The organism is Streptomyces sp. NTH33 (assembly GCF_003236365.1).
Lineage (GTDB): Bacteria > Actinomycetota > Actinomycetes > Streptomycetales > Streptomycetaceae > Streptomyces.
Genome location: NZ_POTZ01000091.1, coordinates 1 through 19,056 on the forward strand (window position 1 = coordinate 1; position 19,056 = coordinate 19,056).

The 19,056-nt window shown below is 71.6% G+C and carries 18 protein-coding genes and 2 tRNA genes; 17 read left to right on the forward strand and 3 right to left on the reverse strand.

The genetic code is table 11. The features are described 5' to 3' along the window. Positions 1 to 100: 100 nt before the first annotated feature. The 3 genes from C1I97_RS12110 to C1I97_RS12120 all read left to right on the forward strand — a co-directional run bounded on the left by C1I97_RS12110 (position 101) and on the right by C1I97_RS12120 (position 3,230). Complete coding sequence (locus C1I97_RS12110) at positions 101 to 1,387, forward strand: glutamate-5-semialdehyde dehydrogenase (RefSeq protein WP_111003221.1); 1,287 nt, start codon at positions 101 to 103, stop codon at positions 1,385 to 1,387. Positions 1,388 to 1,477: 90 nt separating this feature from the next. Further along, on the forward strand, positions 1,478 to 2,059 hold the full coding sequence (locus C1I97_RS12115; protein ID WP_258382531.1) for an SCO2584 family spore wall biosynthesis protein: 582 nt from the start codon (positions 1,478 to 1,480) through the stop codon (positions 2,057 to 2,059). 100 nt (positions 2,060 to 2,159) lie between these two features. Continuing rightward, entirely contained in the window at positions 2,160 to 3,230 is a 1,071-nt protein-coding gene (locus C1I97_RS12120; RefSeq protein WP_111003223.1) for an SCO2583 family membrane protein, read from the forward strand. Between the two features lie 25 nt (positions 3,231 to 3,255). Here C1I97_RS12120 and C1I97_RS12125 read toward each other — a convergent pair whose 3' ends face one another. Then, positions 3,256 to 4,365, reverse strand: a complete 1,110-nt coding sequence (locus tag C1I97_RS12125; protein WP_111003235.1) for a M48 family metallopeptidase — start codon at positions 4,363 to 4,365, stop codon at positions 3,256 to 3,258. A 101-nt stretch (positions 4,366 to 4,466) separates the two neighbouring features. On the opposite strand from C1I97_RS12125, the gene C1I97_RS39825 reads away from it, so the two are divergent. The 10 genes from C1I97_RS39825 to C1I97_RS12165 all read left to right on the forward strand — a co-directional run bounded on the left by C1I97_RS39825 (position 4,467) and on the right by C1I97_RS12165 (position 9,743). Continuing rightward, complete coding sequence (locus C1I97_RS39825; RefSeq protein ID WP_181446686.1) at positions 4,467 to 4,625, forward strand: hypothetical protein; 159 nt, start codon at positions 4,467 to 4,469, stop codon at positions 4,623 to 4,625. A gap of 127 nt (positions 4,626 to 4,752) precedes the next feature. Next, entirely contained in the window at positions 4,753 to 4,908 is a 156-nt protein-coding gene (locus C1I97_RS39830; RefSeq protein WP_181446687.1) for a hypothetical protein, read from the forward strand. A 64-nt stretch (positions 4,909 to 4,972) separates the two neighbouring features. Further along, positions 4,973 to 5,647 (forward strand): nicotinate-nucleotide adenylyltransferase, encoded by a 675-nt coding sequence (gene nadD / locus C1I97_RS12130; protein WP_111003224.1) that lies wholly within the window; start codon positions 4,973 to 4,975, stop codon positions 5,645 to 5,647. Between the two features lie 16 nt (positions 5,648 to 5,663). Then, the gene (locus tag C1I97_RS12135) at positions 5,664 to 7,433 is read left to right on the forward strand and encodes an LCP family protein (protein ID WP_111003225.1); all 1,770 of its coding nucleotides are present in this window, start codon (positions 5,664 to 5,666) and stop codon (positions 7,431 to 7,433) included. 77 nt (positions 7,434 to 7,510) lie between these two features. Continuing rightward, on the forward strand, positions 7,511 to 7,957 hold the full coding sequence (gene rsfS, locus C1I97_RS12140) for a ribosome silencing factor (protein WP_111003226.1): 447 nt from the start codon (positions 7,511 to 7,513) through the stop codon (positions 7,955 to 7,957). Continuing rightward, complete coding sequence (locus C1I97_RS12145) at positions 7,954 to 8,625, forward strand: histidine phosphatase family protein (protein WP_111003227.1); 672 nt, start codon at positions 7,954 to 7,956, stop codon at positions 8,623 to 8,625. The genes rsfS and C1I97_RS12145 overlap by 4 nt, the downstream gene beginning before the upstream one ends. 116 nt (positions 8,626 to 8,741) lie before the next feature. Next, positions 8,742 to 8,814: transfer RNA gene (locus C1I97_RS12150), tRNA-Ala, on the forward strand. A gap of 299 nt (positions 8,815 to 9,113) precedes the next feature. After that, the gene (locus C1I97_RS12155; protein ID WP_111003228.1) at positions 9,114 to 9,287 is read left to right on the forward strand and encodes a hypothetical protein; all 174 of its coding nucleotides are present in this window, start codon (positions 9,114 to 9,116) and stop codon (positions 9,285 to 9,287) included. Between the two features lie 3 nt (positions 9,288 to 9,290). Beyond that, positions 9,291 to 9,524 (forward strand): hypothetical protein, encoded by a 234-nt coding sequence (locus C1I97_RS12160; RefSeq protein ID WP_111003229.1) that lies wholly within the window; start codon positions 9,291 to 9,293, stop codon positions 9,522 to 9,524. Positions 9,525 to 9,670: 146 nt separating this feature from the next. Further along, a tRNA-Ala gene (locus C1I97_RS12165) sits at positions 9,671 to 9,743 on the forward strand. A 118-nt stretch (positions 9,744 to 9,861) separates the two neighbouring features. Here the strand turns inward: C1I97_RS12165 and C1I97_RS12170 are convergent. Both C1I97_RS12170 and C1I97_RS12175 read right to left on the reverse strand, forming a co-directional pair. After that, positions 9,862 to 11,472: an NADH-quinone oxidoreductase subunit NuoF family protein gene (locus tag C1I97_RS12170; RefSeq protein WP_111003230.1), complete on the reverse strand. Its 1,611-nt coding sequence runs from the start codon at positions 11,470 to 11,472 to the stop codon at positions 9,862 to 9,864. After that, on the reverse strand, positions 11,469 to 12,764 hold the full coding sequence (locus C1I97_RS12175) for a cytochrome b/b6 domain-containing protein (RefSeq protein WP_181446688.1): 1,296 nt from the start codon (positions 12,762 to 12,764) through the stop codon (positions 11,469 to 11,471). Before C1I97_RS12175 ends, C1I97_RS12170 begins: the two co-directional genes overlap by 4 nt. Positions 12,765 to 13,211: 447 nt before the next feature. Between C1I97_RS12175 and leuS the strand changes: the two genes are divergently transcribed. From leuS to C1I97_RS41365, 4 genes are all read left to right on the forward strand, one after another. Further along, positions 13,212 to 16,109: a leucine--tRNA ligase gene (gene leuS, locus C1I97_RS12180; RefSeq protein ID WP_111003232.1), complete on the forward strand. Its 2,898-nt coding sequence runs from the start codon at positions 13,212 to 13,214 to the stop codon at positions 16,107 to 16,109. A gap of 158 nt (positions 16,110 to 16,267) precedes the next feature. After that, positions 16,268 to 16,978 carry a hypothetical protein gene (locus tag C1I97_RS12185; RefSeq protein WP_111003233.1) on the forward strand — a complete coding sequence of 237 codons (711 nt, stop codon included), beginning with the start codon at positions 16,268 to 16,270 and terminating at the stop codon, positions 16,976 to 16,978. 110 nt (positions 16,979 to 17,088) lie between these two features. Beyond that, a complete protein-coding gene (locus C1I97_RS12190) occupies positions 17,089 to 17,934 on the forward strand; it encodes a DegV family protein (RefSeq protein ID WP_111003234.1) in 846 nt (281 codons plus the stop codon). A 534-nt stretch (positions 17,935 to 18,468) separates the two neighbouring features. Continuing rightward, positions 18,469 to 19,056: SLBB domain-containing protein (locus C1I97_RS41365; protein ID WP_258382532.1), on the forward strand; the 588-nt coding region annotated here is incomplete at its 3' end.

A 19,056-nucleotide genomic window follows, 5' to 3' on the forward strand; every position in this document is an offset into this window, starting at 1 on the left:
CCCTGACCCTGTCCTGACCTCGCCCCGACCCCGCTCTGACCTCGTCTCGCGCTGTGGAACGGCCGATGGACGGCCCGTGCGGCGCACTACCCTTCCCTGCATGACCACGCTCTCGCCGTACGACTCGATGTCCCCGGTCACCCAGGCCGCCTACCGGGCCAAGGCCGCCGCCGCCGACCTCGCGCCGCTGCCGCGGGTGAAGAAGGACGACGCGCTGCTGGCCGTCGCGGACGCCCTGGAGGTCCGCACGGCCGAGATCATCGAGGCCAACGCCAAGGATGTCGCCAAGGCCCGTGAGGCCGGCACCAGCGAGGCCGTCGTCGACCGGCTCACGCTCACTCCGGAACGGGTGCGGGCCATCGCCTCCGACGTGCGCGCCGTGGCGGCGCTGCCCGACCCGGTCGGCGAGGTGGTGCGCGGCGGCACGCTCCCCAACGGGCTCGACCTGCGCCAGGTCCGCGTCCCGCTCGGCGTGGTCGGGATCATCTACGAGGCCCGCCCCAACGTCACCGTGGACGCCGCCGCGCTCTGCCTGAAGTCGGGCAACGCGGTACTGCTGCGCGGCTCGGCCTCCGCCTACGAGTCGAACACCGCCCTGGTCCGGGTCATCCGCGACGCCGTGGGCGGGGCGGGGCTGCCCGCCGACTCCGTACAGCTCGTGCCCGGTGAGAGCCGGGAGAGCGTGCGCGAGCTGATGCGCGCCCGCGGCCTGGTCGACGTGCTGATCCCGCGCGGCGGCGCCTCGCTGATCCGGACCATGGTGAACGAGTCCACCGTCCCGGTGATCGAGACCGGCACCGGCAACTGCCACGTCTACGTCGACGCCCGGGCCGACCTCGGCACGGCCGTCGACATCCTGATCAACTCCAAGGCGCAGCGGCCCAGCGTCTGCAACGCCGCCGAGACACTGCTGGTCCACCAGGACATCGCCGCCGAGTTCCTGCCGCGCGCCCTGGACGCGCTCGCCGACGCCGGGGTGACCGTGCACGCCGACGAGCGGGTCATGGCCTACGCCAAGGACTCGCGGGCCACCGTCGTCGAGGCCGGCCCGGAGGACTGGGAGACCGAGTACCTGTCCTACGACATCGCCGCCGCCGTGGTCGACTCGCTGGACAAGGCCGTCGAGCACATCCGGCTGTGGAGCTCCGGGCACACCGAGGCGATCGTCACCACCTCGCAGCAGGCCGCCCGCTGCTTCACCCAGCTGGTCGACTCCACGACCGTCGCCGTCAACGCCTCCACCCGCTTCACCGACGGCGGCCAGTTCGGCTTCGGCGCGGAGATCGGCATCTCCACGCAGAAGCTGCACGCCCGCGGCCCCATGGGACTGCCGGAGCTGACCAGCACGAAGTACATCCTCACAGGCGACGGGCACATCCGCGGCTGACGGTCCGGGAGTGGCGGAAAGGCGTCTCACCAGGCGGATGAATTTCCATACCGTCTGCCCAAATTGACCCCCCAGGTCTACTCTGGAACCGTGCCGGAGGACATGGGGGGCACGCCGTTCCCTGACGGCTGGGAGCCCGACGACGACCACGACCGCGGGGTGTCGGACGAAGAGTTCGCCACCGTGGTCTTCGACGAGGCCTTCGTACGGGCGGCCGTGATCCACGAGCCGACCGCCGTCGAACGCCTCCTGGCCGCGGCCCAGGCCAGAGCCGAGGCCACCGAGGCCGAGGCCCGCCGTGCGCACGCCGGAGGCGAGCACTACGAGGACGGGTACGGTCCCGACGACCTCGACGGCCGCGGCTTCGGCCACGACCGGCACCTCGACGACCTGGACGACCCCGACGTCCTCGAAGGCCGCTACGGCATGCCGCGGTCCTCCGGCAGACAGGTCCGCTGGCACCGTCCCGTCGCCTGGGTGCTCGCCCTCGTCATGGGCGTCGGCATGGTGGCGCTGGCCTTCGCGGCGGTCTACCGGGGCGGCTCCTCCGGCAGCCGCGACCAGGTCCCGCCGCCCGCCTCCACGGGCCTGGAACAGGGCGGTGCGGCAGTGCCCTCCGCATCCGCCGACTACTCCCAGCCACCCGTCCCCGCGGTCCCGCGCACCCCCTGACGACCGGGCCGCCGCCCTGGCCGTGCCTTGGTGGGAACCTGTCAGAACTTGTCGCCCGACAGGGCGTTTACCGGGGCTTCCGGAGACCTACCCTGAAGATATGGGAGGGCCTGGAGACCCACCCGAGGGGGCGCCCGAGGGTGTCCCAGGAGGTGGGGAGGACGAATACCGATCCGTCGTCTTCGACGAGTCGTTCGTCCGCGCTGCCCGCCTCCAGGAGTACTCCGCGCAGGAGCGGATGACCGACCACACCCCCGCCGTGCGCCGCCGCCCGCCGCTGCGCCGCGGACTGCCCCGGCAGGCGCTGATGCTCGCCCTGCTGATCGCCCTCGCCTTCGGCACCGCGATCTACCTGGGCGTACGGCAGCCCTACCGGGCCGCGCAGGCCCAGCGGCCCGTCGACCCGCTGCGGATGACCGTGATCCCGCTCGTCCCGCAGGGCAAGGTGCCCGGGGCCGCCGATCCCGAGTTCCTGTACGCGCACAGCCCGGCCGCCCGGTTCGAGGCCGGCGCCGAGGGCATCCCGCTGCCCGCCGTCCGGCGCACCGCGCACTTCTCCGACAGCCAGATCGTCGCCGCCCTGTCCACCGCCAAGGACTACATCGTCGCCTCCTCCCTCCATCCGGAGGTGCTCACCGGCGGCCGGGCCCACCCCGTGCGGGCCCTGCTCGACCCCGGCCAGCTCGATCAGTTCGACCAGAGCGTCGACGCCCCCGCCGCCGACGGGCGGCACGCGCCCACCGGCTGGCTGGTCCGCTTCGACCCGGCCCGGGTGGAGCTGGCCGACCGCCGGATCCGGGTGCGGGGCAGTCTGCAGGCCGCCGAGACCGACGCCACCACCCTCGAGGTCAGCACCGACCACACCGTCGTCTACGCGCTGAAGCCGGCCGGCTCCGCCGCCGGGGCGCCGGCCTCGCTGTTCACCGTCCGGCGCGCACTGCAGTTCCGCTTCACCTCCGACGACCTGCGGCTGCACCAGGTCCAGCTGGCCGTCTCCTACGTCCAGGCCGGCCCGCTGTCCTGCTCCGATGACCCCACGGGCCACTTCCGGCCGCTGCTGGCCGGCCAGACCGCCGAGGCGGGCGGCCCGGCCGGCACCGACCCCTACGCCACGGACGGCGCCACGGCCCTGTGCGGGGCGCTGGCCCCGAGCGCTCAGCCGCGGGTGTGACGCCGCCGGGCGGTGAGCGCCCGGGTCACTCCTCGTCGCGCGGTGGGGTGCTGGAGGACGGCGGGTCCTTCGGGCGGTTGTCGGACGAGGCCGAGCCGGTGAAGCCGCCGAAGCCGCGCCGCACCCGGTCGCCCAGGTCGCCGGCGCCGCCCGCCAGGTCGCTGACCAGCTTCATCAGCGGATCCTTGGAACTCTTGACGTGGTTGGCGTAGTGCGCCGCCGACTCGCGGAAGGAGTCGCTGACCGAGGTGTCCTTGTCCTCGGTGCGGCGCGGGTAGTGGCCGTCCATGAGCCGCTGGTAGTCGCGGGACTCGGCCCACTTCTTCAGCTCGGCCGCCCGCACGGTGGTGAAGGGGTGGGTACGGGGCAGTACGTTGAGGATCTTCAGCACGGAGTCGCGCAGGTCGCCCCCGGCCTCGTACTCCTCGGCCTGCGCGAGGAACGCGTCCACGTTCATCTGGTGCAGGTGGTTGCCGCCCGCGATCTTCATCAGGCCGCGCATGGACGCCCGCAGGTCCTGCCCGACCAGCAGGCCGGCCCGGTCGGCCGACAGCTCCGACTTGCGGAACCACTCGCGCAGCGCCGTGACGATCGCCATGATCGCCAGGTTGCCCAGCGGGATCCAGGCGACCCGCACGGCCAGGCTCGTCAGGAACAGCAGGATCGTGCGGTACACGGCGTGGCCGGACAGGGCGTGGCCCACCTCGTGCCCGACGACCGCCCGCATCTCCTCCTCGTCGAGCAGCTCGACCAGGCCCGTGGTGACCACGATGATCGGCTCGTCCAGGCCGATGCACATCGCGTTGGGCTGGGGATCCTGGGTCACGTACATCGGCGGGACCTTCTCCAGGTCCAGGATGTAGCAGGCGTCCCGCAGCATGTCGTTCAGGTGCGTGAACTGCTGGTCCGAGACGCGCACCGAGTCGGACAGGAACAGCAGCCTGAGACTGCGCTCGGGCAGCAGGCCGCTGAGGGCCTTGAACACCGTGTCGAAGCCGCTCAGCTTGCGCAGAGCGACCAGGGCCGAGCGGTCGGCCGGATGCTCGTACGCCCGCGAGGAGATTCCCGGGAAGCGCGTGCGCTGCCGGCTCGGCACGTGCTCGTGCCCGTCTTGCTCGTGGCCGTCGTCGGACATGTGGTCCCCCATGTCTGTGAGTCTCCCATAGCGCCCCCGAAGCAGCGCCAAGCCTAGGCGGAGATACCGTGGACGGGCAGTACCACGAAGGAGTCCACGCCATGGAGCAGTACTACTCCGCAGCTGCCTGGTTCACCGAGGCCGCCGCCCGGCACCAGGGGGGTGGTCACCTGCTCCGTGTCGTACTGATCGTCATGGTCCTGGGCTGCGCCCTCACCGGCTGGTTCCTCCTCCGCGGCTACAAACGGAACGACGGCTGAGCACGCGGAAAGGTTCCCGGCACCGGCCGTGCCGGCAATGACGGAGTCGGCGTGAGCGCTGCGGAGGCGGCCGCTTACGATGGGCCGACATCCTTGCCCGCCCACACCCGGATAGGTTCTGCCGAAGATGAGCTTCCCCAGTTCCGCTGCCCAGTTGGTCAACCTCGCCGAGGGCGGGGGCGGCGCCCACGAGGGCCTCAACCCCGCTGTCACCGGCGGCAGTGCGCTCTTCGTCCTGCTGCTCCTGCTGTGGATCACCACCCGTTTCAACCGGGACCGCTGAGTCCCGGCCCGTCCCCGGGATCTGCCCGGAGGAGTCCTCAGGCCGGGCCGGTAGGGTCTGCCGCATGGGAGAGCAGGACATGCCCACCGGTCCGGCGAGTGACACGGTGAAACACCCCGAACGCGGGCCCGGCGGCGGCCCCGTGGAGTCGGGCAAGCGCCGCCTGGGCGTCATGGGCGGAACGTTCGACCCGATCCACCACGGGCACCTCGTGGCGGCCAGCGAGGTCGCCGCGCAGTTCCACCTGGACGAGGTGGTGTTCGTCCCCACCGGCCAGCCCTGGCAGAAGACCCACCGCCACGTCTCCCCGGCCGAGGACCGCTATCTGATGACGGTCATCGCGACCGCCGAGAACCCGCAGTTCTCCGTGAGCCGCATCGACATCGACCGCGGTGGCCCCACCTACACCGTGGACACCCTGCGCGACCTGCGTGCCCTCAACCCCGACACGGACCTGTTCTTCATCACCGGCGCCGACGCGCTCGCCCAGATCCTCACCTGGCGGGACTCCGAGGAGCTGTTCTCCCTCGCGCACTTCATCGGCGTCACCCGGCCCGGCCACCACCTGACCGACCCCGGCCTCCCCGAGGGCGGCGTCTCGCTCGTCGAGGTCCCCGCCCTCGCCATCTCCTCCACGGACTGCCGGGCGAGAGTCGCCAAGGGCGAACCGGTCTGGTACCTGGTGCCGGACGGCGTGGTGCGCTACATCGACAAACGCGAGCTGTACCGCGGCGAGTGAGCCGAGAGGGGCACCGGTGAACGATCGATACGACGCTGGGTACGGGGGCGACGGTTACGAGCTCGTCGGCTACGACGAGTACGGCCGGCCTGTCTACCGGCAGGTCCCGGCGCAGCAGACTCCGCAGCAGACCTACGACGCGTACGGGCAGCAGGGCTACGGCTACGGCTACGACCCGTACGCGACGGGCGACCAGCAGCAGCCGGGCCCCTCCCCTTACGGTGCCGGCCACGACGGCGCCGGTCACGACGGCGGCCACCACACGGACCGGCAGGCACCCGCCCCCTCCTCCTACGACCCGTACGACCACTACGACCCGTACGGGGGGTACGACTCCCACGCCCACCAGGCCTCCCAGAGTTCCCACGACCCCTACGGCCGGACCGCGGCCGGCGGGCCGCAGCCCCGGGTCGCCGAGCAGATCGCCCGCATCCCGCAGCAGACCGGCCCCGCGGACGCCGAACGGGCGGCGCAGGAGCCGGACCGGGACGCCACGGACGAGCCGGAGTACCGCACCGAGCAGTTCGCCTTCGTCGAGGAGCCGACGGACGACTCCGAAGACGTCATCGACTGGCTGAAGTTCACCGAGAACCGCACCGAGCGCCGCGAGGAGGCCCGCCGCCGCGCCCGCAGCCGCCTCATCGCCCTGACCGTCGTTCTCGCGCTGGTCGCGGCGGGCGGCGTCGGCTACCTCTGGTACGCCGGCAAGCTGCCCGGCCTGTCGTCGTCCGGCGCCAAGACCGGCACCGCGACCACCGCCGGCGCCCAGAAACGCGACGTGATCGTCGTCCACCTGCACAACACCGACAAGGGCGGCACCTCCACGGCGCTGCTCGTCGACAACGCCACCACGAAGCAGGGCGCCACCGTGCTGCTGCCCAACTCCCTCGCCCTGACGGCCGAGGACGGCAGCGCCACGACCCTCGCCAAGTCGGTCAAGGACGACGGCTCCTCGGGCACCCGCGACCAGCTCGACACGGTCCTCGGCACCAGCATCCAGGGCACCTGGCGCCTGGACACCCCCTACCTGCAGAACCTCGTCGACGCGGTCGGAAACATCGACGTCGACACCAACGCCGACGTCCCCGACCCGGACGCCAAGAAGAAGGGCACCGCGCCCCTGGTCCGCAAGGGCAAGCGCCAGACCCTCAGCGGGAAGACGGCCGTCGCCTACGCCACCTACCGGGCCTCCGGCGAGGAGCAGAACGCCCAGCTGGAGCGGTTCGGCCAGGTGATGCAGGGCGTGCTGCGCAAGATCTCCTCCGACCCCTCGGGCGCCACCACGACGGTGCAGACGCTGCAGCAGATCCTCGACCCCTCGCTCACCGACAAGGACCTCGGCACCTTCCTCGCCAAGCTCGCCGAGCTCGCCAAGGGCGGCGACTACAGGACGGCGCTGCTGCCGGTGCAGGCCGACGGCACGCTGAGCGCGCAGGCCGGCGACAGCGTGGTCAAGGACATCCTGGGCGGCGCCGCGAAGAGCCCCGGCCAGTCCTCGGCCGTCCGCGTCTCCGTGCAGAACGCCTCCGGCACCAGGGACAACACCGAGAAGGCCCGCGTCGTCCTCCTCAACGGCGGCTTCACCTTCCTGGAGGGCGGCACCGCCTCCGCCGTCCGGGCGACGTCCGCGGTCGTGTACTCCGACGCCGCAGGCAAGGAGAACGCCACCGAGGTCGCCAAGACCCTGGGGCTGCCCGTCACCGCGGTGACGAAGGGCACGGTGACCTCCAGCGCCGACGTCTCGATCGTCCTCGGCCAGGACTACAGGCCCTCGCCGGCCCAGTGACCCCCTCATCGCGTGGGGTTCCGTCGGCGGTCCGTGAGACCCTTGGTGTCAAGTGACCGCCGACGGAAAGCCCTGTAGTGACCGCGACCGACCGCTCTCTCGAACTCATCAACACCGCCGCCCAGGCGGCAGCCGACAAGCTCGCGCACGACATCATCGCCTACGACGTCAGCGACGTGCTGTCGATCACGGACGCCTTCCTGCTGGCGTCCGCGCCCAGCGACCGCCAGGTCAAGTCGATCGTCGACGAGATCGAGGAGCGGCTGCTGAAGGAGCTCGGCGCCAAGCCGGTGCGCCGCGAGGGCGACCGCGAGGCCCGCTGGGTCCTGCTCGACTACGTCGACATCGTCGTCCACGTCCAGCACAGCGAGGAGCGCGTCTTCTACGCCCTGGAGCGGCTGTGGAAGGACTGCCCCGAGCTCGAGCTGCCCGCCGACGCCAAGGCCAGCCGGGGCCGGGCCGAGGAGCACGCCAGGCAGCGGGCCGCCGAGGAGTCGGCGGAGCTGGACGGTGACCGCTGGTGAGCGGCGCCGGTGGGGGGAGCGGCAGGACGCCGGACCGGGGCCGCCGCATCATTCTGTGGCGGCACGGCCAGACCTCCTGGAACGTGGAGCGCCGCTTCCAGGGCAGCACGGACGTCGAGCTGACCGAGACCGGCGCCGGCCAGGCCCGCCGCGCCGCCCGGCTGCTGGCCTCCCTCGGGCCCGACGCGATCGTCTCCTCCGACTTGAAGCGCGCCGCGCGCACGGCCGCCGAGCTGGCCGTGCTCACCGGTCTGGAGGTCGCCCGGGACGAGGCCCTGCGCGAGACCTACGCGGGCGTCTGGCAGGGCCTGACGCACGAGGAGATCATCGACCGCCACGGCGAGGAGTACGCCGCGTGGAAGCGCGGTGAGCCGGTGCGCCGCGGCGGCGGCGAACTGGAGACCGAGGTCGCCGACCGCGCCGCCCCCGTGGTGCTGCGGCATGTGGAGAAGCTGCCCGAGGACGGCACGCTCGTGGTGGTCAGCCACGGCGGCACCATCCGCACCACCATCGGGCGCCTGCTCGGGCTGGAGCCCCGCCACTGGGAGAGCCTGGGCGGCCTGTCCAACTGCTGCTGGTCCGTCCTCGGCGAGGGCGCCCGCGGCTGGCGGCTGCTGGAGCACAACGCCGGCACGCTGCCCGAGCCCGTCCTCGGCGACGACGACTGAGCCGCTCCCGCCGCACGCGACCGGATTTCACTTTCCGGCAGGTCGCAGGCTAAAGTTCTTCTTGTTCGCCCCGCCGAGCGGGGCGAAACACCATGCGGCTCCGCCGCGTGGCGCGAGGGGCTATAGCTCAGTTGGTAGAGCGCCTGCATGGCATGCAGGAGGTCAGGAGTTCAATTCTCCTTAGCTCCACAGCTTGAAGAACTGCTCGACGCTCTGTCGAGTTCCCAGAGATCGATCGCGAGGATCCCGTCCCCCAAGGGCGGGATCCTCTGCGTTCCGCACACTGTTTCCGAACCGGCTTGAGTCACTTGGGCCCCGGGGGCGTATACCTCTGCGAAGGCGCTCTCGGAGTGCGTGTACGCGCTGGCCGGGCGGCCGCGGCAGGTGTCGTGGCCGGACTGGTACCGAGGCGTCGCTGACCGTATCGGCCCGGCCGTGGCAGAATCAAACGGCCGGAAGGGGGCACGGCCCGACGGGAGGGAGTAGCGATGCCTGCGAGCATCATCGAGGAGGGCGGTCACCTCCTCGATGCGGCGTTGATACGAGACACGATCACCCGCCTCGTGTGCCCTTCCTGCGGTTCCCTCCACGTGGCCCAGGTCCTCGGCGACAACGGGGGGATCTCGTACGTGTGCACGGCCTGCGGCCACAGCTGGAGCTGACCCATGGGTGCACACAGGAGAAAGTGCGACTGGTGCGGCCGCGGCACCCCGATCGTCCGCGACATGGAGCCGATCAACCTCGACTACCAGTACTGGTGCGAAGAGTGCGCGCGGGCGCTGATCATAAAGGGCGACCCGATCGAGACCTACCGCGAGCTGGAGGGCGAGCCGATCTACGGCCGGCTCCTGGAGGAGCACTGCACCCTCAAGCGGTTCTACTCCTTCGTGACGGCCTGACGCCGGCCGCTTTGCCGGGCCCGTGCCGGTCGGCGCAGGCCTGTGTCGGCTCGCGCCGGGCGGAGCGGAAACCGATTTGGTGTTCCACCCCCCGGACCGTGTAATGTTGGCGTCGCCGCCGGGGAACGCCGGGCGGAGCAGTACAAGGGGCTATAGCTCAGTTGGTAGAGCGCCTGCATGGCATGCAGGAGGTCAGGAGTTCAATTCTCCTTAGCTCCACAAGAAGTGAGGGCGGGTCATCCGGACGGATGACCCGCCCTCGGCGTATGCCCGGAGGAATGTACGGCGGCATGCGAGACGGCGGGTCACCCGGAAGGTGACCCGCCGTCGTGTGTGCTCAGCGGCCCAGGGCGCGGCGGCCGCGGCCCTGGGAGAGGACCGGCAGGTTGCGGGACGGAGCCTGCGAGCGGGTGTCCTCCTCGAGGCGCAGGGCCAGCGCCGGGCAGCGACGTACGGCGCGCAGGGCCTTGGCCTCCGCGTAGCGCGGCACCTTCGCCTGGGCGACGGTCGGGAATCCGTCGGCACCCAGTTCGAAGACCTCGGGGAGGATGTCCGCGCACAGACCGTGGCCCCGGCACAGCGTCCAGTCGACGTAGATCTTCTGACGGCTGGCGCCGTTCTCCTCGGCCTCGCTGCCGCCCGGGACGCCCGTAGGGGCCCTGCCCCCCTCGAAGAGCGGCAGAACGCCCTCCACCGGCCGTCCGCAGCCGTTGCCGAGGACATGGGCGGCCAGGTCGTCCGTGAACGCCTTGACGGTTGACTCCAGGAACATCGCCGAGCCGTCCGGGTGCGAGCACGCGCCGCGCCGTTTGACGTTCTTGGCGACCTGCTTGAGGGCCTCCAGGGCGGCCGGTCCGCCGCCGTTCAGGATGTCCTCCATCCCGCGCGCGGCGGCCGGCAGACCGAGGTAGCAGGGGCCGCACTGGCCCGCGCTCTCCTCCGCCAGCCACTTCGCCACCTGCAGCGACTCGCCGAGCGGGCAGGTCTCCTGGCTGATCGGCAGAATCGCGCCGGCGCCGAGCGAACCGCCCACCGCGTCCAGCGAGTTGCGCGAGACGATCGCCTCGTTCACGGTCGCCGCGTCGATCCACTTGCCGTGGTAGCCGCCGGTCAGCACGCCCTGCGGCACCGGCGGCGCGCCGGCGAGCTGGAGGACGTAGCGCAGCGGCACGCCCGTGGGGACCTCGATCACCATCGGACGGGCGACGGCGCCGGAGACCGTCAGCATGACGGTGCCCGGCTCGTCGTACAGGCCGGTGTTGCGGTAGCGTTCGGGGCCGATGCGGGCGCCGATCGCCAGCTGGGCGAAGGTCTCGGCGTTGGACAGCAGCGTGGGCGCGCCGCCCACGCCGTTCTGCGAGGCACTGGTCTTGCGGCCCGGCGGGATCGCCGGGCCGCCGTCGATGGAACGGATCAGCGAGGCCGCCGCGCCCGTGACCATGCGCACCGGATTGCGCTGCACGCTCGCGCGCAGTGCCGACCTGCGGCTGTTGCTCAGACCGCGTTCGGCGAGCGCGGCCTCCATGGAGCGCTGGGTGGACTCCCGGGTGACGCCCACCACGAGCGTGCGGGCGCCGAGGGCCTCCGCGACCAGCAGGGCGCCGTCCAGGATGAGGTGCGGGGCACGGTTGATCAGGACCGTGTCCTTGCGGCAGGCCGGTTCGTCCTCGCTTCCGTTGACGACGACGACCGGCCGTACGCCGCGTTTGATCGCCGCCTCGGCGACCGAGCGCAGCTTCCGGTGGAAGGGGAAGCCCGCGCCGCCGCGGCCCTTCAGGTTGATGGCCTCGGCGAGCTGCGCGAGCTGCTCGCCGCCCATCGGTTCAAGCGGCCCGTGCACCTTCAGGTGCATGGGCAGATCGAGTCGTTCGACAAGGTCGAAGCCCGACGTGAGCTGGGGAAGACCGACCACGCGGACTTCGGGGACGTCGGGCAGGGCCTCGTTCACCTATAGCCTCCGGAAGGCGTGTTCCAAGGTTCGCCCGACCCCGGCGCGTCGTAGGAAGCGCCGGGGGGTGTTTCTGTGGCGGGACCGCTGTTGTACGTGTCACTCGGGTTGTACGTGCCGTAGGGCGTGTTCGTCTCACCGGTGTCGTACACATCACGTCCGCCGTACGCGTTCGCGCCCGGATTGTTGTAGGTCGGGATGTTGTAGCCCGTGTCGTTCAGCGGGTCGTAGACCGACGGGGGCGCCTCGCCGACGGGCGGCGGGGAGGGGATCGGCCAGCTGCCCGGCGCGCCGCCGGCGCCGTCCACGCGCGGCATCGCCTCCGTGGCCTGCATGTCGAACGGCGTGTTCGCGTGCGCGGTCCGGCCGACCGGCTGCGGGCCGCCCGCGGGGGTCGAGACGGCCCGGTAGGCGGCCGCGTAGCCGGGGTCCGCGGCGGGCGCGGGAGTGTCGTACAGCGGCGAGGAGGGACGCGGAACGCGCGGCAGGGGCCCCGTCGCGTCGGCGCGCGAGGGCCTCGCCCCGCGCGGGTTCTCGTAGCCCGGCAGCGCGGACTCCGCCACCCTGGCGCGGCTCGCGTCCAGGTCGTCCAGCTCGGGCCGCTCCCCGCCGCCCAGGGCCGCCACCAGCCGGTCGGCGAGCCTGCGCTTGAACGGGCGCGGCGCCGCGCGCACGGCCAGGGCCGCCATGACGCCCAGCAGGGACAGGCTGTAGAGGATCACGAAGACCGGCTTGGCCTCCCGGCCCGCGTACAGGCCGTGCACCAGCGCCGCGCACCAGGCCGGGTAGGCCAGCATGTGCATCGCCCGCCAGCGTGCCGCGACCGGTGCCGGGGTGGCGAAGTTGCCGCGCAGCGCGCCGGTGATGCCCACGAAGATCATCAGCAGGCCGGCCAGGGAGCCGAGGCCGACCAGGCCCTCGATCCCGGTGAAGCCGAGCGAGAACGGGATGACCGCGGCGATCAGCCGGGTGTGCTCCAGCACGATCTTGGTGGTGATGTGCACCAGGAGGAACGCGATCGAGCCGACCGCGGTGGTCCGGTGCACCGCCTGGGCCACGATCCGCTGGCGCGTGTTGAGGATGATCCGGTCCTGGGCGACCAGACCCCAGATCACCGAGCAGCTGAGTGAGACGAGGGAGAGCACGCCCGCGCCGAAGTTCAAGAACTCGCGGAACTGGCTGCCTCCGGCCAGCACGACCACGGGTATGAGGAGCAGGACGACAGCGGTCGCCACCCCGTAGGCCGAGCGGCCGGGTTTGGGGAGCGAGCTGTTACTGCGACGAGGGTTCATGGGGGCGACTCCGAGCGGTTCGGGAAAGCGGTCCCGAGGACGAACTCTAAGCGGCTCCCAAACCGAGCAGTACGCCATTCGAGTTATTGCCTTGTTACCAAGGGGGCCCCCGGGGCTCGTGTTGTCCGCATAGGTTCCGTTGCTCCGGGTAATCTTTGAACATCGTTCAACTTCTCGGAACCTTCACGAACGGCTCCCGCTCCCCTCACGGGCCGGCGGCGCGCCGGTCCGCTCCGCGGAAGCTCGTCGCGGCGGACTCGACGGCTGCGGTACCCTGACGCCATGCGTGCCGTATGCCTTCTGCTTGGCGAGCCGCGCTGATCAGTCCCGACCGCCGGATCGATCCGGTGGCCGGCATCGGCGCGGCGTCCCCTCCTGTGCGAGGGGATTTTTCATTTCCGAAAGTCGCAGCCGTGGGCAGAGACGATCGATGGAGCTTTGAGGATCATGAGCGAGACGAACCCCGCTGCCCCCTCCGAGGTGGCAGCGCCGCACCGCTACACGGCCGCCACCGCGGCCGAGATCGAGGCACGCTGGCAGGACTTCTGGGACGCCGAGGGCACGTACGCCGCGCCCAACCCCAAGGGTGACCTGGCCGGCGACCCCGAGCTGGCCGCCAGGCCCAAGAAGTTCATCATGGACATGTTCCCGTACCCCTCCGGTGCGGGCCTGCACGTCGGCCACCCCCTGGGCTACATCGCCACCGACGTCTACGCCCGGTTCCAGCGGATGACCGGCCACAACGTCCTGCACACCCTGGGCTTCGACGCCTTCGGCCTGCCCGCCGAGCAGTACGCCGTGCAGACCGGCACGCACCCGCGTGTGTCCACCGAGGCCAACATCGAGAACATGAAGGCCCAGCTGCACCGGCTGGGTATGGGCTACGACAAGCGCCGGTCGTTCGCCACGATCGACCCGGAGTACTACAAGTGGACCCAGTGGATCTTCCTGCAGATCTTCAACTCCTGGTACGACGACGAGGCGGGGAAGGCCCGCCCGATCTCCCAGCTGATCGCCCAGTTCGAGTCCGGTGAGCGGACCGTACCGGGGCACACGCGCGCGTGGCACGAGCTGAGCAGCGTCGAGCGGGCCGAGGTCCTGGGCGGGTTCCGCCTGGCCTACGCCTCCGACGCGCCCGTCAACTGGTGCCCCGGCCTCGGCACCGTGCTGGCCAACGAGGAGGTCACCGCCGACGGCCGCTCCGAGCGCGGCAACTTCCCGGTCTTCAAGGCCAAGCTGCGCCAGTGGAACATGCGCATCACCGCCTACGCCGACCGGCTCCTGGACGACCTGGAGGAGCTGGACTGGCCCGAGGCCATCAAGCTGCAGCAGCGCAACTGGATCGGCCGCTCCGAGGGCGCCCGCGTCGACTTCCCGATCGACGGCGAGCACGTCACGATCTTCACCACCCGCCAGGACACCCTGTTCGGCGCCACCTACATGGTGCTGGCGCCCGAGCACCCGCTGGTGGAGAAGTTCACCCCGGCCGCCTGGCCCGAGGGCACGCGCGAGGCGTGGACCGGCGGCCACGCCACCCCCGCCGAGGCCGTCGCCGCCTACCGCGCGCAGGCCGCCTCCAAGTCCGACGTCGAACGCCAGGCCGAGGCCAAGGACAAGACCGGTGTCTTCACCGGCGCGTACGCGACCAACCCGGTCAACGGCGAGCAGGTCCCGGTCTTCATCGCCGACTACGTCCTGATGGGCTACGGCACCGGCGCGATCATGGCCGTCCCGGCGCACGACTCCCGCGACTTCGCCTTCGCGCGCGCCTTCGAGCTGCCGATGCGCTGCGTCGTGGAGCCGAGCACGGCATCTGACAGCGGCTCCGCCGCGGGCCGGGGCACGGACCCGTCCACCTGGGACGACGCCTTCGTCTCGTACGACGCGAAGATCATCAACTCCTCCAGTGACGACGTGAAGCTGGACGGCCTGGGCGTCGTCGACGCCAAGGCGCGCATCACCGAGTGGCTGGAGCGTAAGGGCATCGGCGAGGGCACCGTCAACTTCCGCCTGCGCGACTGGCTGTTCAGCCGCCAGCGCTACTGGGGCGAGCCCTTCCCGATCGTCTACGACGAGGACGGCGTCGCCCACGCGCTGCCCGAGTCGATGCTGCCGCTGGAGCTGCCCGAGGTCGAGGACTACTCGCCGCGCACCTTCGACCCCGACGACGCCGACACCCACCCCGAGACGCCGCTGTCGCGCAACGAGGAGTGGGTCGACGTCACCCTGGACCTGGGCGACGGGCCGAAGAAGTACCGCCGCGAGACCAACACCATGCCCAACTGGGCCGGTTCCTGCTGGTACGAGTTCCGCTACCTGGACCCGCACAACGACCGGCAGCTGGTCGACCCGGAGATCGAGCGCTACTGGATGGGCCCGCGCGAGGGCATGCCGCACGGCGGCGTCGACCTGTACGTCGGCGGCGCCGAGCACGCCGTGCTGCACCTGCTGTACGCGCGCTTCTGGTCCAAGGTCCTGTACGACCTGGGGCACGTCTCCTCCGCGGAGCCGTTCCACAAGCTGTTCAACCAGGGCATGATCCAGGCCTACGTCTACCGGGACAGCCGCGGCATCGCGGTGCCGGCCGCCGAGGTGGAGGAGCGCGACGGCGCCTATTATTACCAGGGCGAAAAGGTCTCCCGGCTGCTGGGCAAGATGGGCAAGTCCCTGAAGAACGCCGTCACCCCGGACGAGATCTGCGCCGAGTACGGGGCCGACACGCTGCGCCTGTACGAGATGGCCATGGGCCCGCTGGACGTCTCCCGGCCGTGGGACACGCGCGCGGTGGTGGGCCAGTTCCGGCTGCTGCAGCGGCTGTGGCGCAACATCGTCGACGAGACCACCGGCGAGGTCACCGTCGTCGACACCGAGCCCGACGAGGCGACGCTGCGCGCCCTGCACAAGGCGATCGACGGGGTGCGCCAGGACCTGGAGGGCCTGCGCTTCAACACCGCCATCGCCAAGGTGACGGAGCTGAACAACCACCTGACCAAGGCGTCGGGCGCCGTGCCGCGCTCCGTCGCCGAGCCGCTGGTGCTGATGGTCGCGCCGCTGGCCCCGCACATCGCCGAGGAGCTGTGGCACAAGCTGGGCCACACCGGCTCCGTCGTCCACCAGGACTTCCCCGTCGCCGACCCGGCGTACGTCGTGGACGAGGCCGTGACCTGCGTCGTGCAGATCAAGGGCAAGGTCAAGGCGCGCCTGGAGGTCTCCCCGTCCATCACGGAGGAGGAGCTGGAGAAGGTCGCGCTGGCCGACGAAAAGGTTGTCGCGGCGCTCGACGGCGCGGGCATCCGCAAGGTGATCGTCCGGGCACCGAAGCTGGTCAACATCGTGCCGGCGTGACCGCGTGACCGCGTGACCGCGTGAGGGCCGGGGCGTGAGCGCCTCGGGGTAGTCCCCTACGGGCAGGTTCGGGGTTCATCCGGAACCCGGGACCTGCCCGTTGCGTTTACCGTGGAGGAGCGGCGCGATCGCGCCGCCGCAGTTGGAGGAGGAGCGCCGTGGAAGCCGTCATCACCGTCTTCACCCTGCTCTTCGTGCTCTTCCTGGCCTTCGGCGTCTACGCCACGGTGAAGGTGGTCGGCGCCGCCAAGCGCGGTGTGGACCGCACCCTCACCCAGGCCCGCCGCGCGGTCGAGGACCACACCCTGCGGGCCAAGTCCTTCGCCCAGCTCGGCCCGGCGGGCGAACTGGCCCAGCTCCGGCTCACCCTGCGCACCTCGATGCGCGCCACGCAGGACGCCCTGGACGCGGGCGTGCGCGAGGACGAGTCCCTCAAGGAGTCCGCCGCCCTGTTCGAGCGCCTCAGCGCACACGGACACGAACTGGACGGCGAGCTCAAGCGCCTGGAGGCCGAGCCGGACCGTACGACACTCGCCGAGCGGCTCCCCGCCCTGCGCGAGCGCACCCGGCGCATCACGGAATCGGCCGACTCCCTGCGCTGGGCCGCCCGCGACCGCGCCCGCCGCTTCGCCGACGACGACCTGGACGCGCTGAGCGCCCAGATCGACGTGGAGGCCGGCGCGCTGCGCCACTGGACCGAGGCCGAACCGCCGACCGCGCCCCCGGCCGCCGGGGCAGGCCCGCAGACCTGGTCCGAAACCCCGCGGCAGGCCTCCGAGCAGGAGCCGGCCCGGCCCGCCATCACCCCGCCGGGCCGCCGCCCCTCCTATCCCTGGGAGAAGAAGGCCCGACCCGAGAGCACGACGTGATCGACACGATCGACGTGATCGACACGATCGCGGCATGAACCGGCCACGCGTGACCCGCTGAAAAGGGGCTGGGCTGCCGTCGGAGCACCACGGCAGGTAACCTCCAGCTCATGTCCCGCCATGTCGCGATCGTCACCGATTCAACGGCCTACCTGCCGCCGCGGACGATGGAGCGCCACGGCATCACCGCGGTTCCGCTGACCGTGGTCCTCGGCGACCAGGCGCTCGAAGAGGGCACCGAGATCTCAACGCGTTCACTCGCCCAGGCGCTGCAGAAGCGGCGGCCCGTCACCACCTCGCGCCCCAGCCCCGAGCTGTTCGCCGAGACCTACCGCAGGGTCGCGGAGTCCGGCGCGAGCGGCATCGTCTCCCTGCACCTGTCCGCGGAGCTCTCCGGCACCTACGACGCCGCGGTGCTCGCCGCGCGCGAGGCACCGGTGCCGGTACGGGTGGTGGACACCGGAATGATCGCGATGGCACTCGGCTTCTGCGCCCTGGCCGCGGCCGAGGTCGCCGAGGCCGGCGGCACCATGGACGAGGCGGTCACGGCTGCGGAGAAGCGTGCCGGGGGCACCTCCGCGTTCTTCTACGTCGACACGCTCGACTATCTGCGCCGCGGCGGCCGCATCGGCGCCGCGCAGGCGCTGCTCGGTTCCGCGCTCGCGGTGAAACCGCTGCTGCAGTTGCAGGGCGGCCGGATCGAACCGCTGGAGAAGGTCCGCACCGCATCGAAGGCGATCGCCCGGCTGGAGGAAATCGTGACCGAGCGTGCGGGCGGCGCCGACGTGGACGTCGCCGTCCACCATCTCGCCGCCCCCGACCGGGCGGCGACTCTCGCGGACCGGCTGCGCACCCGGGTGCCCGGGCTGGCCGACCTGCACGTCAGCGAGGTCGGGGCGGTGATCGGCGCGCACACCGGGCCGGGGCTGCTGGGAGTCGTGGTCTCGCCCCGGTAACTCGTCCGGGTGATGGAGTTATCCACAACTGGCGGGTAATCCCCGAGAATTGAGCAAGATCATCGCGAAAGCGCCGGATCGCCCGATGCTCCTCGCATGGCACTTCGACCACGCTCACACACACCCGCAGCGACCAGCGGCCCTGGCCGCGCCCCCGCCTCGGACGGCCGCGCCCGCCACCGCCGCAGGCCGGCCCGCCAGGCCCCGGCCGAGGAGCTGCGCCGACGCGCACGGTCCCTCTTCACCGAACATGCGGTACGGGCAGGGGAGTCGGGAACCGGCCCCCCGGAAACCGCGGAGAAACCCGGGCCCGGCCCGCACCCGGCACCGCCGGCCCGGTCCGGCCGGACCACACCGTCCTGGGCCACCCTGTACCCGGACCCGGACCCGGACCCGGACCCGGGCCCGGACCCGGACCCAACCGGCCGTCCAGCGGGCGAGATCCACGAGCTGCCCAGTGGCGCCCACCGGAACGAGGCCGGCCCCAGGCCACCCGGGACCGCCGGGCAACACCTCCCGAGCCCGGTCGCGCTGGTGGGCGCGGATCCCTCTGCCGCGGTCGGCGTCGGACTTGCAGACATCGGACTTGCAGACAGGAGCAAGGAGGGCTCGGCGGAGCTGATCGACGTGGGGCCGGCCGGCGGGGTCGGTACCGGCCGTGCTGAGGCCGAGCCGGACTGGCGGGGACGGGTCGCGGGTGCGGTGCGGGAGCGGATGCCGTTGTGGCTGCAGACGCGGTGCGGGCTGGAACGCAGGAACGTGGTGGCACTCACGGTGCTGCTCGCCGTTGCCGCGATTCTCGCCGTCCAGCACTTCTGGACCGGCCGCACCCAGACCGTCCAAGCGCCCGAGGTGGTACGGGCCATGACCTACCGTCAGGGACAGGCGGAGGGCAAGGGCACCACCGCCGCGTCACCGGTCACTTCGATGGGTGCCCCCGCATCGGCCGGCACGGAGATCGTGGTGGACGTCAGTGGCAAGGTCCGGCACCCCGGAATCCAGCGCCTGCCGGCCGGCTCACGGGTCGCCGACGCGCTGCAGGCGGCCGGCGGGGTGCGCCCCGGCACCGACACCGACGGCCTCAACCGGGCCCGCTTCCTCGTGGACGGTGAACAGGTCGTC

Bases quoted from the DNA above. Each gene is read 5' to 3' on its own strand.
- leuS (WP_111003232.1), top strand. From the start codon at position 13,212: ATGAGCGAGACGAACCCCGCTGCCCCCTCCGAGGTGGCAGCGCCGCAC.
- C1I97_RS12160 (WP_111003229.1), top strand. From the start codon at position 9,291: ATGGGTGCACACAGGAGAAAGTGCGACTGGTGCGGCCGCGGCACCCCG.
- C1I97_RS12190 (WP_111003234.1), top strand. From the start codon at position 17,089: ATGTCCCGCCATGTCGCGATCGTCACCGATTCAACGGCCTACCTGCCG.
- C1I97_RS39825 (WP_181446686.1), top strand. From the start codon at position 4,467: ATGGAGCAGTACTACTCCGCAGCTGCCTGGTTCACCGAGGCCGCCGCC.
- C1I97_RS12155 (WP_111003228.1), top strand. From the start codon at position 9,114: ATGCCTGCGAGCATCATCGAGGAGGGCGGTCACCTCCTCGATGCGGCG.
- C1I97_RS12120 (WP_111003223.1), top strand. From the start codon at position 2,160: ATGGGAGGGCCTGGAGACCCACCCGAGGGGGCGCCCGAGGGTGTCCCA.
- nadD (WP_111003224.1), top strand. From the start codon at position 4,973: ATGGGAGAGCAGGACATGCCCACCGGTCCGGCGAGTGACACGGTGAAA.
- C1I97_RS39830 (WP_181446687.1), top strand. From the start codon at position 4,753: ATGAGCTTCCCCAGTTCCGCTGCCCAGTTGGTCAACCTCGCCGAGGGC.
- C1I97_RS12110 (WP_111003221.1), top strand. From the start codon at position 101: ATGACCACGCTCTCGCCGTACGACTCGATGTCCCCGGTCACCCAGGCC.
- C1I97_RS12175 (WP_181446688.1), bottom strand. From the start codon at position 12,764: ATGAACCCTCGTCGCAGTAACAGCTCGCTCCCCAAACCCGGCCGCTCG.
- C1I97_RS12125 (WP_111003235.1), bottom strand. From the start codon at position 4,365: ATGTCCGACGACGGCCACGAGCAAGACGGGCACGAGCACGTGCCGAGC.